This is a genomic window from Aquimarina sp. MMG015, from assembly GCF_018100855.1.
GTDB classification, from domain to species: domain Bacteria; phylum Bacteroidota; class Bacteroidia; order Flavobacteriales; family Flavobacteriaceae; genus Aquimarina; species Aquimarina latercula.
Window position 1 is genome coordinate 244,187 of the sequence record NZ_JAGJEB010000004.1, and the last position, 18,171, is coordinate 262,357.

An 18,171-nucleotide genomic window follows, 5' to 3' on the forward strand; every position below is an offset into this window, starting at 1 on the left:
AATTAACAATGAGTATTTTATTTATTTCAATCGGAGCTGTTATCGGAATAATTATTTTGGGCATAGGAATTGTTTATTTGCGATATTTTATTCCATTGCGTTCACAAGAAAATGGATTTGAATATGTATATGTAAATAGTGATGGAAATGTACGAGAATTATATGATGATGAGATTGAATATTTGAATGAGAAATTTAATCCAACTGATAGCGCAAGACCGTATATTAAAAGTAGATATAAATCATTAGCCTCAGATCAAAAAATGTCAGGTTTTATACAACGGAATAGAGTTCCAAGAAAAGTAGAAATAAAAAACGTTGTGCGGCAAAGTATCATAAAAAAAACAGAACACGAAGTTGATGAAACGGGAGCTTCAGGTATATTTACGAAGTCACCAAATTTCTAATTTAGCTTTTAGAGTAAAAGTTCAATAAGTTATTAGCATTGATTGGAGAATTCAGGGAAAAACCTTGGGAATTTCGTATGAAACTTTTTAGTTTGGATTACGCTAGTAATTGGAGTGGAGGGATTTGGAGCCCAACAAACAATTATATAGAAGTTTCTAGTTGTTTAACTGCGTTTTCTGATTTAGAAAACATTCAAATAAATCCAATTGAAGATAGGTATATAGGAAGATTAGTTCCTAATAGAATTTATGATCATACTCAGGATGTTTGCGATATACTAAAACATCATGATCTGGAATATGAAATACAAGAAAAAATAATATTAATAAAAGTTCAATAAAACGATTATAATAGATAAAATTACATGGAATACAAAGGACATACATCCCTTATATTTTTGTTGCGGCACATATGAAAAAGACTTTTCTAATATTGATTAATATTTTTATCATGATGATTTTGATTTCTTGTGTAACCAAATACAAAATTCAAGAAACGGAATATCAATTTATTCCGTACAAAGGAAATGAAGTGTTAGTATTTGAATCGAATAGAAGTAAAAAAGATACAATTAGTTTAAAAACATACAAAGGTTGGTATAAAACAGAAAGAGTTCCTTATAGAATTTTTCATAATAAATATGAAAAATATGGGATTGATTTAGTACATCATAGTTCAAAAATCGTAGATTCTATTCCAGATTTTTTAATCGAAATATTCGCATTTGATTGGAAAGGATTAAGAATAAATATAAGAACCAAATCTGACAACCATAACTATGTAAACAAAACGAGCTTTACTGTGTTTGAATTTGATAGTATACCAAATACAGAAATGAAAATTAATCAAATTATATATTCAGACGTAAAAGTAATTTTAGGTGAGAATGATGAAAACAAAACTGGGAATCAGGTTAGTCAATTTTATTGGAGTGAAAAGAATGGGTTATTGGGATGGGATATCAATAATGTTGAATGGAGATTGAATAAAAGATACGTGCCACAACAAAATATAAAAATGGATTAAAACACCTTTTACACTAAATATTAAAGTTCAATAAAACGATGATAGTACTTGAATTTATAGGCGCACTATTAAGATTTACATACTACCGAATAATTAAAAACGAGAAAATTTCATTTACTGATATTTGGAAAACTTTTGATTTTAAACATAAAGATGCTTTTTCAAACGATCAAACAAATTCTGAAGTAGGTATATTATTTACTATTTTTATTATACTTATCATAATTCTGTTTTTTTGATTTGGTAGGTGGAAAATAATGAGAGATAAAACTTAAATAAACGATGAATTTACCTAAAAGCATAATAGTATTATTTTTATTCATAATTGGCTGTAATAATAATGATGATGGGATAGCTCTTGTAACCCGAGAAGATGGCTCTACAGAAATACCAATAACAAGTGTACTTCAAATTCAAGGAACTTGGAAATTTGTAAAAATAACATCAAATGTGTCAGTAGATTTAAATAACGATAGCATTAATAATTTTGATTTATTTAATGAGTTAGATCCTTGTATATTAGATGATCAATTATATATGAGTGAAGGAAGTTCCTTCAATATAAGAGCTAAAGATTTAACCTGTAATGATTTTGAGGAAATCAATAGTGTAGTTCTAGGAGGAACTTATGGATTAGTGCTTGATCCTAGAAGAAATTTTATATCTCTATTACATAATTCCATTACCGATTACCCTCTTAATAGTAATGGAATTATCTTATGTTTAGACATAATTGAATTATCTTTTCCAGATGATGATAAAAATTACATAGAGTTTTTAATAGAAAATGGAATAGGTTTTGAAGGAGCTAATGGTGTTATTTTTCTTATGCAAAAAGTTCAATAAAACGATAATTTGAAAGCATTCTTAATCATATTTTTTTTAGTAGTAATTGTTATTGTATATTTTGTTTGGTATCTAAATAAAAACCGATGTCCTAAATGTAACGCAAGCTTTTTTTACTACAACACTATAGAGAAAAAAGATTTAGGTTATGATCCACATTATAATTTTGTAAGAATCAATCAACAAACGTACAATTGTTTAAAATGTAAACATACCTGGAAAGAAATAACCAAACATGATGAAAGGAATTATTAAAAGTCTAAATAAACGATGAACATACTTCAGGAAAATCCGGAATTGGTAAAAACTCTAATCGCATTACTTGTAACACTAATAATTTCAATGCTATCAGATAAAATTATAAAAGCTTTAAAACTAGGAATATCAAATAAACAGTTTATAGTAATTGTATTCGTCGTTTATCTTATTCTAGATTTTATAGTATTTTAATTAAAAGTTAAAATAAGTCGACAATTAAATAACTATAGATAAGATACTATGATAAAATTAAATCAGTCTTTAAATTTCGAAATAATTAATAAACAGTCTTCAAATAAAATTAAAGGCGGGGATCACGGAACTAGAAAATTTATTGAATTTCCTGGTATTCCAATTAATGAATCATCTTTTGAAACAAATGAAGGAGGGTGATTTTTAAATCCATAGTTGGATAAAGTAATGATCACTCAATAGAAATATAAATAAGTCTAAATAAACGATATAAACATACAGAATGATTGATATTCACAGTAGAAAAGAGTTTATTAATTTTCTAGAAGGTCTCTTAAAAGAGTATCAAGAACATCCAGAGAATTGGGAAAACCATAAGATGGAAGATTTTTTAGAAGCTATGATACGATATTCTGATGCTGTTCAGCAATATTATAAAAACACAGATCAAGGTATTAATGCAGATGAAGCCCAATGGAAAGTATTTGCAGATATTATCAAAGGAGCTTCTATGTATGAATAATCAATATATTTAAAATAAGATGTTATTAAAACTACTAAAAAAACCATACTTACTTTTCTGGGGTATTATTCCCTTATTATTGCTTCTTTCCTATTATGAAGTTGATCAAACATTAGATATAAATATTCATGACACTTATTATGTTTTTTCACGGCAACAATTAATAACCCTAATAAGTATCCTTTTTGGCCTAACTGGTTTTACATATTGGTTGTTAGAACGTTTCAATTTTAAAACTGCAACCTTATTAAATCTCTTACATTTAATTTTTACGATTGGAATTATCTTGATAAATAACATCCAAGAACTTTTAGGAGACTATTTTTTAGGCAAAAGCTACTATACAAACTCTAATGTTCCCAATTCATCTATTTGGCTCTTTATTTTGATTATCAGCATAGGACAAATCATTTTTGTAGTAAATATTTTTTTAGCTATTCTGAAAGGAAGAAGTTATACAACTAAAGTCTAGTAAACTGCCAATGTTGGGGTCTTCTGTTCTTGAAAGCCTTACCTAACTTATCGAAGTGCATTTCTCTCAAAGTTGTAGCCATCGAACTAAGGTATTTTTTTCAAAACAAGAAACGCTTAAAAACAAAAAAGCCTTCAAAATCAAAAGATTAAGAAGGCTTTAAGTACTCGGGACGGGACTTGAACCCGTACGTCCTAATGGACATTGGATTTTAAGTCCAACGTGTCTACCAATTCCACCACCCGAGCGTGGTATATTTCCTCAGAGCGAAAGACGAGATTTGAACTCGCGACCCTCACCTTGGCAAGGTGATGCTCTACCCCTGAGCTACTTTCGCAGTAATTTTATGAACTTCGCAATTCGTTATTGCGGATGCAAATTTAAAACATTTCTAGTAATACCAAAGTCTTTTCGCAAAAAAGTGTAAAAAACTTTACACTGTAGAAGCTTTCTTCCTGGTTAACATACGTTTAATCTCATTTAATTTCATCAAAGCTTCTACAGGAGTAAGCGTATCAATGTCAATATTTACAATTTCATCCTTAATTTCTTCCAATAGTGGATCATCTAGGTTAAAAAAGCTTAATTGTAGCTCATCCTCTTCCTGAATCCCTTTTATCTTATCCGTAAGCTCCTCGCTACTATGTGATTTTTCTAACTTCTTTAGCATCTTATTTGCTCTATGTAGCACTTGTTGAGGCATTCCTGCCATCTTAGCTACATGGATTCCAAAACTATGCTCACTGCCTCCAGGAACTAGTTTACGAAGAAACAATACATTATCTTTTAATTCTTTTACTGCTACATTGTAATTTTTAATCCTCTTAAAGGTTTCACACATTTCATTAAGCTCATGATAATGCGTAGCAAATAAGGTTTTAGGTCTCGCTGGATGTTCGTGAAGAAATTCGCTTATCGCCCAAGCAATAGAAATTCCATCATAGGTACTTGTACCACGACCTATTTCATCAAGCAATACCAAACTTCTATCGGATATATTATTTAGAATATTTGCGGTTTCATTCATCTCTACCATAAACGTGGATTCTCCCATAGAGATATTATCGCTTGCTCCTACTCTAGTAAATATTTTATCTACGGCTCCAATTTTAGCCTCATCTGCGGGAACAAAACTTCCCATTTGTGCTAATAAGACGATTAAGGCTGTTTGTCTCAATATTGCAGACTTACCACTCATATTAGGTCCCGTAATCATAATCATCTGCTGATCTTCCTTATTTAAAGAAACATCATTAGCTATGTACTGTTCTCCTGGTGGTAATTGTTTTTCAATTACTGGATGACGTCCATTTTTAATTTCTAGCGTATAGGAATCATCTATCAACGGACGTGTATAGTTGTTTTCTTCAGCTAATTGAGCATAAGAACATAAACAGTCCAATTGTCCGATCAAACTAGCATTTAATTGCACCGGCTTGATATACTCATTCATCCAAATAATTAAATCACTAAACAACTGTTGTTCTAGCGTTAGAATTTTTTCTTCGGCTCCAAGAATTTTAGCTTCGTATTCTTTTAACTCTTCTGTGATATATCGTTCTGCATTAACCAGTGTTTGCTTCCGTATCCAAGTTTCAGGAACTTTATCTTTATGGGTGTTACGTACTTCGATATAATACCCAAAAACATTATTGGAGGCTATTTTTAAAGAAGTTATTCCGGTAGCTTCTGTTTCCCGCTCTAACATCTTATCTAGATAATCTTTTCCAGAAAATGCAATCGAACGTAATTCATCTAATTCGTCTAAATAACCATCCGCTATGGAATTACCTTTCAGAATATTTACAGGAGCTTCTTCATTCAGCGTTTCTTTTATTTTGTTCCGCAACAATTCGCAATCATGCAAGGTATCCCCTATTACTTTTAAGGCCTCATTATCACTATTAGTTGCTTGCGCTTTTATGGGAACTATTGCTTCTAAAGAGTTTTTTAATTGAATAATTTCTCTAGGATTCACTTTTCCTGTAGCAACTTTAGAAATCAAACGTTCAATATCTCCAATTTGTTTAATCTGATGTTGGACCTTCTGGTGTAGTGTTCCATTATCTAAAAGGTATTGAACTACTTCATGACGTTTTTGAATACTAACTACATTTTTAAGTGGTAAAGCTAACCAACGTTTTAGTGTACGTCCTCCCATTGGAGAAATTGTTTTATCAATAACATCTATTAATGTTACAGCATTTACCGCATTAGGGTTATACAATTCCAAGTTTCGAATTGTAAAACGATCCATCCATATATACTCATCCTCTGCAATCCGTTGTATGGAAGTAATATGTTGTAATTTATGATGCTGCGTTTCTCCTAAATAATGAAGAATTACCCCTGCCGCTATAACACCTTCTTGTAAATGATCTACTCCAAAACCTTTTAGAGATGTCGTCTCAAAATGAGCATTTAATGTCTCATTTGCATAATCCGTTTTAAAAACCCAATCTTCTAGAAAAAAAGTATGAAAATCATTTCCAAAATCATTTTGAAAAGCCTGTTTTTTAGGTTTAGGTATTAACACTTCACTTGGGCTAAAATTACGTAGTAATTTATCCATCTGTGCTACATCGCCTTGAGCAGTCAGGAACTCTCCTGTAGAAACATCTAAAAATGCAACACCTAATTCTTTTTTACCATAATGCAGCGCACACAAAAAATTATTAGTTTTACTCTGTAATACCTCATCATTTAGAGCAACTCCAGGAGTTACTAATTCAGTCACTCCCCTTTTTACAATCGTTTTTGTCTGCTTAGGATCTTCTAATTGGTCACAGATTGCCACTCTTTCTCCTGCCTTAACTAATTTAGGCAAGTATGTGTTTAGAGAATGATGCGGAAATCCTGCCAATGCAGTTTCGTGCTCACTTCCATTACCTCTCTTGGTCTGTACAATATTAAGAATCGCTGCTGCCTTAATAGCATCTTCTCCAAAAGTCTCATAAAAATCACCTACTCTAAATAGTAATAATGCATCCGGGTATTTAGCCTTAATAGCATTATACTGCTTCATTAGCGGTGTTACTTTCTTTTCTTTTTTTACTTTTTTTGGTGCCAAGAGTATCTAATTTTTCTACTGTGGCTAATGTAGGTATTCTCCATTTTTTTTTGAAACCTAACCAACAGGAGTTATTCATTTTTATTCACAATTTATTTAAAGGCAGTTGGCAGTATTAAGTTTCCAGTCGGCAGTGTAAAACCAAATCTAGAGCATAAACATTCCAAAACCTCTTCGTAGTTCTATTAATATTATATAATATGCAAAAGAGGAAAATTATACCTTTGACAAAACTTCAAAACAAATATGGATTTTAAAAATCTACTAGCATATAAAAAATCTTTTGATTTGGCTATGAAAATATTTGAGATTACAAAAAACTTCCCTAAAGAAGAAAAATACTCCCTTATTGATCAAATAAGACGATCTTCGAGAAGTGTAACTGCAAATATTTCTGAATCATATAGAAAACGAAAATATCCTAAACACTTTATAAGTAAACTAACAGATTGCGATTCGGAAAATGCAGAGACTCAGACTTGGCTTGAATTTTCTTTAGCTTGTAAGTATATTGATCAAAAAACTTTTGACCAACTCATTTCGCTGAGTTTAGAAGTAGGAAATCTAATAAATTATATGATTAACAACCCCCAAAAGTTTGGTGTCAAAGAATAGATTAAATCATTAACACAAAACATTTACTGCATATTGCCAACTAGGCACTATAAACTTTTAGAAATGAATAGAAAATTAAAAAATAGCGAACTTGATCGTAAAACGGTTGCTGAATTCAAAGAAGCAGAAAAAACTCCTTTGATAATCATTCTAGATAATATTAGAAGTCTCAATAATATTGGATCTGTCTTTAGAACTGCAGATGCTTTTTTAGTTAAAAAGATATATTTATGCGGTATTACTGCTACTCCACCACATAAAGACATTCAGAAAACCGCCCTTGGAGCAACAGAAACTGTAGATTGGGAACACATAGAAGACACTATGGATTTAGTTATTAAATTACAATCTGAGAATATAAAGATTTTATCCATAGAGCAAGCAGAAAATGCTACTATGCTACATGATTTTAAACCAGAACCTAATCAAACCTATGCGGTGATTTTTGGGAACGAAGTAAAAGGTGTTCAACAAGAGGTCGTTTCTGCAAGTGATAGTGTTATAGAAATCCCTCAGTATGGTAGTAAACACTCTCTAAACATTTCGGTTAGTACTGGAGTAGTAGTTTGGGATTTGTTTTGTAAGTTTAAGGCTCACTAACTCAATTATTATTTCATAATGAAACACATCTCTATACTACTGGCCATCTGTTTAACTTTAATTGGTTGCAACCAAAAAAAAGAAGAACCTAAAAAAGAAGAATCCATGACAGAGGCTCAACTAATCTCCAAGGCAAAAGAAATACATAAAAATGTCATTACATTAGACACTCACTGTGATATTAACATAAAAAACTTTACCGACTCTATTAATTACACGCAAGATTTAAACTCTCAGATTACATTACCTAAAATGAAAAAAGGTGGTTTAGATGTTGCTTGGTTTATTGTATACACAGGTCAGGATTCATTAAATACAGAAGGATTTAAAAAGGCCCATGAAATCGCTATGTCTAAATTTGATGCCATCCATCGATTAGTTGACACTCTAGCTCCTGATCAAATAGCATTAGCAAGGAATTCTGATGATGTACGCAGCATTCATAAATCAGGTAAAAAAGTGGCTATGATAGGTATTGAAAACGGATATCCTGTCGGAACCGATATCAGCAATGTAAAAAAGTTTTATGACCTTGGTGCCAGATATATGTCATTATCCCATAATGGTCATAGTCAACTGTGTGATTCTAATACGGGTGAAGCGGACGACATTTGGTTACATAACGGACTAAGTGATCTTGGAAAAGAAGTTATTGTAGAAATGAATAAATGGGGTATTATGATTGATGTGTCTCATCCATCAAAAGAATCTATGCGCCAGATGATCGAACTTTCTAAAGCTCCAATTATAGCTTCTCACTCATCAGCTAGAGCTTTATGTGATCACAGTAGAAATCTAGATGATGAACAACTACAATGGTTAAAAGAAAATGGCGGTGTTGTTCAGACAGTAGCTTTTACTTCGTATCTAAATACAGAAAAGTTTGAAAAGAGAGTCGTTAAAGAAGTAGAAATTGGTAAACAGATAGCTGATTCTATGGGAGTAACTTGGCTAGAACGAGAAGAAGTAATGAATCTTAGTTCTGAAGAAAAAGAGACTTATTACGACTTTTTAGGGAAAATGGCCGCGATACGAAGAGCTAAAGTTAAAACAATGAATGATCTTCCTCCCGCTGTTGATGTTGTAGATTTTGTAAATCACATAGATTATATGGTTGATAAAATTGGTATAGAACACGTAGGTATTAGCTCTGATTTTGATGGTGGTGGTGGAATTGAAGGCTGGAGTGATGCTTCAGAAACTTTTAATGTAACCCTAGAACTAGTAAAACGTGGATATACCGAAGTCCAGATCGAAAAATTATGGAGCGGTAACTTACTTCGTGTATTGGATGAAGTTCAAAAAGTTGCTAGCGATCTTCAAAAAGGATAATTTAATCCTTCAATTGATCTAGAATCCAGATATAATCTAATCTGTTTGAAATAAAATCCCTTTCGGATATATCTATAATCTTAACATTAAGGTGTGACTGTGCTTTTATAAATCGCAAATACCCTTTATTGATTTTATCCAGATATTCGGCAGGGATTTTCTGTTCATAATCACGTCCCCTTTTTTTAATATTTTCTAGCAAACGCTCTGTATTTTGATACAAATATACATAGAGACCTGGCTTAGGTAAATCTCTGTACATTATATCAAAAACCTTTTTGTACAATTTATATTCATCTTCCTGAAGCGTTACTTGAGCAAAAATCAGTGATTTAAAAACATCATAATCACTTACCACAAAATCTTTAAAAAGATCAAACTGACCAATATCATCTTGCAATCGCTGATATCGATCGGCTAGAAAGGACATTTCTAAAGGAAATGCGTATCGCTCCATATCCTCATAAAACTTTGGTAAAAAAGGGTTATCTGCAAAACGCTCTAACACCAATTTTGCATTAAACTCTTCTGAAATCAAATGAGCTAAACTTGTTTTACCCGCACCAATATTACCTTCTATGGTTAAATATTGAACTGCAGATAATGAATATTCATCTTTTGGATTTAATATAACCTCTTTTACCCTTGTTACCTCGGATGCATCCTGAGTACTCTCTAACAATTGACTCACTGTTTGTTCTAAAATCGGATGTTCATATCCTCCTGATATTTCTTCCAGAGGTTTCAACACAAATATCCGATCTTGCATTGATGGATGTGGAACCACGAGCTTTTGAGTTTGTATAATTCCTTCAGAGGAAAAAACAACGTCTAAGTCTATTGTTCTAGCTTCATAACCTTGTTTATCTGTTCTGTTTCTTCCTAAAGAGTTCTCAATCTCTAATAATTTATCCAAAACTTCTTCAGTTGTATAAAAAGTCTTTATTAAGACACAAGCATTATAAAAATCATCACTACTAAAACCCCAGGCTGGAGTTTGATAAACCCCAGAAATTTTCACAACATCACCTATAGTATGATAAACAGCTCTTATAGCTTTTTGAAGATAATCTAACCGGTTTCCGATATTACTACCTAATGAAATATGTATATGATTGGGTGTTTTCAATTTCGGGTTTTTTATATTCTGATAATAACTCCGTATTTTTAAGAGCAAATTAAGGAAAACAAAACCACTTCACCTTATTTTTGCGCGAAGTATTATGAACTAATTGTATTTTGAATAACACTCCTCTGAATCTAAAAGACAAAATCGTAGCATACAGAATTTACTTAATTCTTGGAGCTTTATTTATTTCCTCATTAGTAGCCTCAAACCTTATATTTCAGAAGTTTTTTTATTGGGATTTTTTCGGTGTGTATACTTTCGAGATTTCTGTTGGAATATTACCGTATCCTATTACTTTTTTAATAACAGATATTATTAGTGAAGTATATGGAAAAAGAAAAGCTAACCAAATAGTTACCGCAGGTATTTTTGCTTCTTTCTTTTCCCTACTAATTATCTATGCTTCTAAAGAAGTTCCTGCAACCAGCTGGTCACCGATCAATGACGATACATTTACAGAGGTTTTTGGTGCAACCGCAATAGCTGTTTTTGCATCGATGATGGCATATCTTTTTGCTCAATATATAGACATTCAGGTTTTTCACTTTTGGAAAAAAGTTACGAAAGGAAAACATCTTTGGATCAGAAATAACTTCTCTACATTTTCTTCGCAATTTATAGACACACTTACCGTCCTGGTATTATTATGCTCTACAGAAATCATCGATTGGGATCGTTTTGGAATACTTTTACTTAATGGTTTTTTATTTAAAATATTAGTAGCCGCATTAGACACTCCTATTCTTTACCTAAGTGTTTTTATACTAAGAAAAAGGTTCAAATTAAAACAAGGAGGAGAATTAGCATTAGAAATTTAAAAAATCTAACAAATAGTTAACTCAAATACCGCAACATTGTACCTTTGTAAATCGTTACTTTACACAAAAAGCAATCATAATGGTTAAAAAAGCCCTCAAAATCTTCGGTATTCTTATAGTTATTCTTGTAATAGCAGTTATTTCTATTCCTTTACTTTTTGGAGGAACCATTAAAGATAAAATACGATACTTAGCAAACGAACACGTAAATGCAAAAGTCGATTTTGCAGATGTAGACATTAGTTTACTCAGAAGTTTTCCAAAAGCATCTGTAATCATTGATGAGCTTTCTATTATTAATTTTGCTCCTTTTGAAGGAGATACGCTAGCGTATGCTAAAAAGATATCTCTGGACATGTCCATAAATGAACTTTTTAAAGGCGCCGAAGAAGCTATTAGTGTTCAAAAATTCATAATCGACGAAGCCAATATTGCTATAAAAACAGACTCTTTAGGGAATTCCAATTTTGATATAGCAAAAGAATCAGGAGAAACAAAAACTACCGATAACGAAGAAGGAGGTTCTTTTACTTTCGAATTAGATCATTATGAAATAAATAACAGTAAGCTATTGTACAAAGATGATGTAGGAAAGATTGCTTTACTTATGACTAATGTAAATCATAGTGGTGACGGATCTCTATCTGGAGAAAATATTATATTAGACACTGAATCTAGTTCTGAAGTCTCTTTCAGCTTAGATGACACCCAATACCTGAATAAAAACGCACTAAAACTTGACGCAGAATTAGAACTAGATCTAGAAAATCAACGATACGCTTTTAAAGAAAATAAAGCACTGGTAAATCAATTGCCATTAGAATTCGAAGGATTTGTACAATTATTTGAGAAATACACCGACGTTGATCTTAGTTTTAAAACACCAACTTCAGATTTTAAAAACTTTCTAGCGGTTATACCAGAAGTCTATGCTAAAAACCTAGATGGCGTACAAACCACAGGAGATTTTTCGGTTAATGGTGTTATTAAAGGAAAAGCTGATGATGTATATATCCCAAAAATGGATATCCAAATTGCCTCTCACAATGCTTCTTTTAAGTATCCAGATCTTCCAAAGAGTGTTCAAAACATTAATATCGATACTCAAATAAAAAATGATACTGGTTTAGCAGATGACATCTATGTTAACATCGGAAATCTTACTTTTAAAATTGACCAAGATACTTTTGCTGCCAAAGGAAGCCTAAGAAATGTTACTACAAATATGATTGTGGATATGGCAGTAAACGGGACTTTAAATCTTGCTAATTTGGATAAAGCATATCCTTTAGAACTAGAACAACAACTTAATGGAATACTTAAGGCAAATGTAAATACGAAATTTGATATGCTATCTTTAGAAAAAGAACAATATCAAAACGTAAAAAGCGCTGGAACCATTAGTTTGGATAAGTTTACGTATGCATCACCAGAATTACCGAGTGAGATAAACATAGAAAAAGCAAATGTAAATTTTAAACCAGAGACCATTACACTGGATAAAATGCAAGTGACTACAGGAAAATCGGATCTTGCTGCTCAGGGAACTATAAACAACTTAATGGGGTTTCTATTTTCTAAACAAGATCTTAAAGGAACCTTTGATGTTACTTCCGAAGTTTTTGCGGTAAATGATTTTATGGTCGCTGGAAATGAAACAGCTGAAGAACAGACTGAAGAAGAAACATCAAGTGACCCTCTTAAAATCCCATCTTTTATTGATGCTACGTTGAATTTTGATGCAAAAAAAGTAATTTACGATAATCTAGAATTACGAAATACCAAAGGGAGTGTAAAAATAAATGACGAAACAGCATATTTACAGAACGTAACATCTAACCTTTTTGATGGTGGATTAGCGTTTAATGGGAAAGTATCTACTAAATCCGAAACTCCGAATTTTGGGATGAATCTAGATCTAAGTAAAATAAATATTGCGAAATCATTTTCAAGCCTAGAGCTATTGCAAGGTTTAGCACCGATCGCAAAAGCACTAACAGGAGCATTAACAACACAAATCAATATAAATGGTAACCTAAACAATGATCTTACTCCAGTTCTTAATTCTGTAAAAGGAAATGCACTAGCAGAAATATTAAATGCTAAAGTAAACACTGCGCAAACACCACTACTATCTAACTTAGATAGTCAGTTAAATTTTTTAGACCTAGACAAGCTAGACTTAAAAGACATTAAGACATCTCTTAGTTTCGATGATGGAAAAATCAATGTAAAGCCATTCGATTTTGATATAGAAGGTATTAAAATAACTGCAGGAGGAAGTCACAGTTTTGATATGAACATGGATTATAACGTATCATTGGATGTCCCTGCAAAATATTTAGGTAACGAAGTTGGTGGATTACTCTCTAAACTTAGCGATCAAGAATCTAAAGACATGACAGTAGCACTTCCGATTGGAATATCAGGAAATTTTTCGAACCCGAAAATCAATCTTAATACTGGTACAGCAGTTAAGCAACTTACACAACAAATTATAGACAAACAGAAGGAAAAAGCAACCGGTAAAATCGTTAACGAAGGAACTAAGGTACTTACAGATTTATTAGGTGGTTCTAAAAAAGATAAAGACTCAACAAAAACAACTACGGACAAACCAGAAGATAAATTAAAAGATGCAGCCAAAGATATTTTAGGAGGTTTTCTGGGCAAGAAAAAGAAAAAAGACACAACAGGAACTAAGAATTAAACTTGTTTTTATCTATCCTATATAGAAGATTCTTATCATTTTTTTAATTATAATGTGCTAATACTCCATTTTGCATAAAAATTACTATTGGAATTAACCATCATTAGTAATAAATTTTTTTTATGTTTATTTCTTAGTACATTAGTACTGGGAAAACTACAAAAAAGCATGGGATTTTAATTGGATATAGCAATATTTATAAACCTTTTAAAATCAAAATATTAAAACTTCGCAAACGATATCTCGTATATTAAAAAGTTATTTCATTAAAGAAATAATGGTTGTCGCACAATAAATTTGTTAAAATTGGATTAACTATTTAGTAAAGTTAGATCCAATACCTCTAATTCTTATAATTATAATTTTACCCGAAAAATAAACCCCGCAAAAAGTTATGAAACCAGCTATTTTCCCCCTTGCATTTCTTATATTTTTCCCTTTGTTTTTATCATCTCAAAACGCAATGAATGATAATCCTATGAAATGGACAAAAGGATGGACCAACTTTGACCCTAATCACGAAGCATATCCAGAACCTGATAGCGACATTCCCAATATCATTGATAGAGACACTTATTTATCAAATGATTCAGTATACCTATTGTCTGGTAATACTTATGTAACCAACGGAGCTACGCTAACTATTCAAGAAGGCACAATTATTAGATGTGATAATGAAACCTCTACAAGCTTAGTAATTACTAAAGGATCGCAACTAATAGCAAGCGGACTTAAGGGGCAACCTATAGTTTTTACATCTAGCAAATCTCCTAAAGCGAGAAAAAGCGGAGATTGGGGAGGAATAGTAATTGCGGGATCTGGGATTATAAACTCTCCATCAGAAGCAGGAATTATTGAAGGAGATTTTCTTCCTCATTATTCATTATATGGAGGAAACGATGATCAAGAAATGACTGCAATTATGACTTATGTGAGAATTGAGTATGCAGGAAAAAAAATCAATCAATCAAAAGAGTTAAATGGATTATCTCTGTATGCTTTAGGAAAGAAATCTATTCTAAACAACATTATGATTAGCCATTCTGCCGATGATTCTTTTGAATTTTTCGGAGGTACATTTAATATAAATAATCTAATTTCTTATAAAGCCAAGGATGACGATTATGATTTTACCTTAGGATATAGAGGAGAATTATATAATATTGTAGCCGTTAGACACCCTTATATATCAGATGTTAGTGGATCTTATGCAATTGAGATAGATGGATATGATAAAAAATTAGGGTTGACCTCTAAAAAACTCTCTTATGTAAAAATTTCGCAGGCTACTTTAATTAATCTCTCTGACAACAGCAATTACCAACATACTACTGCTGCGATTTCTTCAAAAAATTTAGCACAACTAAATTTTCTAGATTCAAAAATATCGGGATTTGCTAATGTGGTAAAATTTGACAATTCTTATAGATCTTTTACTGAGTTAGCTAATTCATTTTCTTTAGAAAATAGTATCTTTAACGTACACGATGCAAATGTTTTAACCAATTTAGAACCAAAATCAGAAGCGCAGAAATTATTAAAATATAATATGTTTACAACACAGTTTAGAAATGTTTCTGATCTATTTGAGAAACCTCTAGACAATAAAAACCCAGAATTTACATTAAAACAAGCACGTGATAGTTACACAGTAATGCAGTAAAATAAAATTTACGCTATAATTATTTAACAACCTAATGATGAAATCGATTACTAAAATATTTTTTTTCCTTTTTATAGTTACTACCAGTTTTGCTCAAACTAAAAACAATATTCTTTTTGACCAGAGCACAATGATTAACAAGTTTCACACTATTGATGAATTAGAAAATCTAAAAAAGGGACAACTTGTTAAATTATATATAGAGAGAGCAAATGAAATCATTACCGTACTTCCATATATAGCATTAACTAATGAAGCTAATGTTAGTCTTTCAGATATTGGAATAAAAGAAAACTCGGACAATCAAAAACTTCTAAAAAAACATCACGAGACAACTACGGATGCCTTTGGAAGCACTAGTAATTTAATAACAGAGTTCGTGCCTTATGCTGATACTGAAAAAATAATATGGTCCATTTTATATTATGAAGAAATGATCAAAAAAATTCGGATCGGAGTCAACGGAAATTTTTAGAACAATATTAAAAACAGCCTGATGGCTGTTTTTTTTATCCCAAAACCCCCTATCCTATCTCAACTAATCTCAATTAAAAAATCTTGTACTATAACTTAGAAAGAGTGTAGTCAAGAATCCTTTCTACTTACTAATTCTTACAAAAAAATGTTAATAAATCATTTTTTCTGTAATCTTTATTACGTCTTATCGAACTAAATGGTGTTACTAGTTAACAAACCTTGATAGAAAAACTGATCAACTACAAAAGATCTAGTGAAGGTATAACTTAAAAAAAGAAGTTATGAAGACAAGAGCAATATTAAGTTTATTTTTAATTATTACAATATCAGTTTCGGGCTTATCTCAAAATGATTTCAACCCAAATACCATGAAATGGATGAAAGATTGGACCAATTTTTCACCAAATAACACCAATTACCCAGATTACGAAGAGCAATTACCAAACATTATCAACGAAGACACCTTTTTGAGTAGTGATATTGTCTACTTTATTTCTGGTGATGTATATGTTGTAAACAATGCCACTTTAACTATAGAAGAAGGAACACTAATAAAAGCAGACACTGAAAAATCAACAAACCTCATCGTATCTAGAGGAGCTAAACTTATCGCCAATGGAACTAAGGCATCACCCATCGTATTTACCTCTAACAAATCCAGAAACTCAAGAAAAAGTGGAGATTGGGGTGGAATAACTATTATTGGATCCGGTAAAGCCAATACTGTAGAAGGAGAAGGAAGTATCAAGGGTAAATTTAATCCTCTATACACCATATTTGGAGGAAACAAAATGGAAGAAGAAACTACAATATTAAAGTTTGTAAGAATCGAATATGCAGGTAAATCTACAAATGGATTATCCTTATATGCACTGGGAAGCAAGTCTGTGGTAGAAAATGTAATGATAAGTTATTCTGCAGATGATTCTTTCGAATGGCACGGAGGAGCCTCTACCTCTAGAAATCTAATCTCATATAAATCAAATGATGATGATTTTGATTTTACGCAAGGATACCGAGGAGAGCTTATCAATATTTTAGCAGTTAAACACCCATATATCACAAGTAATAATGGATCATATGCAATTGAAGTAGATGGTTATAATAAAAACCTAGGTTTTGACAATTCCAAAATATTATCCAGTATTGATATCACCGGAGCCACATTAATTAGTTTAGCAGATGAAAGCAATTACAACCACACTAGAGCTGCAATTTCTATAAACAACTTAGGCGAGCTTTATCTTAATAGCTCCAACATATCTGGATTTTCTGATGTAGTAAAACTAGATAAAACATTTTCTACCCTTAGAATGATAGAAACGGCTTTTAAACTAGACAATAGCTTTTTTAATGTACACAAGGAAGGTGTAGTTACCCATAACAATATCAAAGATGACACATTTAACCTTTTGAAATACAATCGATTTACTAAAACATTTCAGCAACCAGAAGAAATATTTAGTGATCCATTAGATAAATCAAACCCAGATTTTTCATTAAAAAACTCACTAAATAATTACATGGTAATCCAGTAAGTAATCCAACCACAAACAAAAAAAAAGAACCATGAAAAAAACAACTATACTATTACTATTAGTGCTTACAATAGGTACTTTAAGTGCACAAACTAAAAAGAAGGGAGTCCTCTATAATGATGATAAACTAATTAATAGATTTCATACTATAGATGAACTACAAGATCTTAATAAAGGAGCCTTAATTGAATTATACTTGGAACGAACAAGAGAGATTTTTATAGTACTACCATACTTATCGTTATCGAATCAACCGGGAACTAGTCTAAGTGATATTGGTATTAAAGAAGACTCTGATAATATTAAAGTTGTAGAAAAAAATAATGAAATAGCGGATAGAGCTTTCGTTTATACTACAAACACCGTAAAAGAATTAGTCCCCTACTCAGATACGGATAACATTATATGGGCAATCTTATATTTTGAAGAAATGATTAAAAAGATGAGATTAGGCAAGGATGGAAATATATAAATTATTGCCCAGTCAAAAAGGG

General features: G+C 31.5%; 17 protein-coding genes, 2 tRNA genes and 1 pseudogene. 15 read left to right on the plus strand and 5 right to left on the minus strand.

The genetic code is table 11. The features are described 5' to 3' along the window. Positions 1-8: 8 nt before the first annotated feature. The 6 genes and pseudogenes from J8L88_RS09900 to J8L88_RS09925 all read left to right on the plus strand — a co-directional run bounded on the left by J8L88_RS09900 (position 9) and on the right by J8L88_RS09925 (position 3,253). Positions 9-407 carry a hypothetical protein gene (locus tag J8L88_RS09900; RefSeq protein WP_211060664.1) on the plus strand — a complete coding sequence of 133 codons (399 nt, stop codon included), beginning with the start codon at positions 9-11 and terminating at the stop codon, positions 405-407. Between the two features lie 29 nt (positions 408-436). Then, positions 437-748, plus strand: a pseudogene (locus J8L88_RS09905) (DUF6678 family protein); the annotation flags it as partial. A gap of 110 nt (positions 749-858) precedes the next feature. Then, positions 859-1,434: a hypothetical protein gene (locus tag J8L88_RS09910; RefSeq protein ID WP_211060666.1), complete on the plus strand. Its 576-nt coding sequence runs from the start codon at positions 859-861 to the stop codon at positions 1,432-1,434. 282 nt (positions 1,435-1,716) lie between these two features. Then, entirely contained in the window at positions 1,717-2,280 is a 564-nt protein-coding gene (locus J8L88_RS09915) for a DUF5004 domain-containing protein (protein ID WP_211060667.1), read from the plus strand. Positions 2,281-2,778: 498 nt separating this feature from the next. After that, positions 2,779-2,931, plus strand: coding sequence for a hypothetical protein (locus J8L88_RS09920; protein ID WP_211060668.1), 153 nt, complete (start codon positions 2,779-2,781; stop codon positions 2,929-2,931). An 82-nt stretch (positions 2,932-3,013) separates the two neighbouring features. After that, positions 3,014-3,253, plus strand: coding sequence for a hypothetical protein (locus J8L88_RS09925; protein ID WP_211060669.1), 240 nt, complete (start codon positions 3,014-3,016; stop codon positions 3,251-3,253). A 636-nt stretch (positions 3,254-3,889) separates the two neighbouring features. Here the strand turns inward: J8L88_RS09925 and J8L88_RS09930 are convergent. The 4 genes from J8L88_RS09930 to J8L88_RS09945 all read right to left on the minus strand — a co-directional run bounded on the left by J8L88_RS09930 (position 3,890) and on the right by J8L88_RS09945 (position 6,874). Then, positions 3,890-3,973, minus strand: a tRNA-Leu gene (locus J8L88_RS09930). Between the two features lie 17 nt (positions 3,974-3,990). Then, positions 3,991-4,062 (minus strand) — tRNA-Gly (locus J8L88_RS09935). Positions 4,063-4,158: 96 nt separating this feature from the next. Continuing rightward, positions 4,159-6,750, minus strand: coding sequence for a DNA mismatch repair protein MutS (mutS, locus tag J8L88_RS09940; protein WP_211060670.1), 2,592 nt, complete (start codon positions 6,748-6,750; stop codon positions 4,159-4,161). Beyond that, on the minus strand, positions 6,737-6,874 hold the full coding sequence (locus tag J8L88_RS09945) for a hypothetical protein (protein ID WP_158594424.1): 138 nt from the start codon (positions 6,872-6,874) through the stop codon (positions 6,737-6,739). Before J8L88_RS09945 ends, mutS begins: the two co-directional genes overlap by 14 nt. 167 nt (positions 6,875-7,041) lie before the next feature. Between J8L88_RS09945 and J8L88_RS09950 the strand changes: the two genes are divergently transcribed. The 3 genes from J8L88_RS09950 to J8L88_RS09960 all read left to right on the plus strand — a co-directional run bounded on the left by J8L88_RS09950 (position 7,042) and on the right by J8L88_RS09960 (position 9,342). Next, the gene (locus J8L88_RS09950) at positions 7,042-7,410 is read left to right on the plus strand and encodes a four helix bundle protein (RefSeq protein WP_211060671.1); all 369 of its coding nucleotides are present in this window, start codon (positions 7,042-7,044) and stop codon (positions 7,408-7,410) included. 63 nt (positions 7,411-7,473) lie between these two features. Next, complete coding sequence (locus J8L88_RS09955; protein WP_211060672.1) at positions 7,474-8,010, plus strand: RNA methyltransferase; 537 nt, start codon at positions 7,474-7,476, stop codon at positions 8,008-8,010. An 18-nt stretch (positions 8,011-8,028) separates the two neighbouring features. Further along, entirely contained in the window at positions 8,029-9,342 is a 1,314-nt protein-coding gene (locus J8L88_RS09960) for a dipeptidase (RefSeq protein ID WP_211060673.1), read from the plus strand. A 1-nt stretch (position 9,343) separates the two neighbouring features. On the opposite strand, the gene folK is transcribed toward J8L88_RS09960, so the two are convergent. After that, positions 9,344-10,471, minus strand: a complete 1,128-nt coding sequence (gene folK / locus J8L88_RS09965) for a 2-amino-4-hydroxy-6-hydroxymethyldihydropteridine diphosphokinase (protein ID WP_211060674.1) — start codon at positions 10,469-10,471, stop codon at positions 9,344-9,346. Positions 10,472-10,581: 110 nt separating this feature from the next. On the opposite strand from folK, the gene J8L88_RS09970 reads away from it, so the two are divergent. From J8L88_RS09970 to J8L88_RS09995, 6 genes are all read left to right on the plus strand, one after another. Beyond that, on the plus strand, positions 10,582-11,289 hold the full coding sequence (locus J8L88_RS09970; RefSeq protein WP_371813638.1) for a queuosine precursor transporter: 708 nt from the start codon (positions 10,582-10,584) through the stop codon (positions 11,287-11,289). Positions 11,290-11,368: 79 nt separating this feature from the next. Beyond that, positions 11,369-13,999: an AsmA family protein gene (locus tag J8L88_RS09975; protein WP_118388982.1), complete on the plus strand. Its 2,631-nt coding sequence runs from the start codon at positions 11,369-11,371 to the stop codon at positions 13,997-13,999. A gap of 394 nt (positions 14,000-14,393) precedes the next feature. Beyond that, positions 14,394-15,662, plus strand: a complete 1,269-nt coding sequence (locus J8L88_RS09980; protein ID WP_118388981.1) for a hypothetical protein — start codon at positions 14,394-14,396, stop codon at positions 15,660-15,662. A 130-nt stretch (positions 15,663-15,792) separates the two neighbouring features. Beyond that, the gene (locus J8L88_RS09985) at positions 15,793-16,137 is read left to right on the plus strand and encodes a hypothetical protein (protein WP_147404113.1); all 345 of its coding nucleotides are present in this window, start codon (positions 15,793-15,795) and stop codon (positions 16,135-16,137) included. A 283-nt stretch (positions 16,138-16,420) separates the two neighbouring features. Further along, positions 16,421-17,677, plus strand: coding sequence for a hypothetical protein (locus tag J8L88_RS09990; protein ID WP_211060675.1), 1,257 nt, complete (start codon positions 16,421-16,423; stop codon positions 17,675-17,677). A 31-nt stretch (positions 17,678-17,708) separates the two neighbouring features. Beyond that, positions 17,709-18,149, plus strand: a complete 441-nt coding sequence (locus J8L88_RS09995; RefSeq protein ID WP_108802186.1) for a hypothetical protein — start codon at positions 17,709-17,711, stop codon at positions 18,147-18,149. Positions 18,150-18,171: the final 22 nt, after the last annotated feature.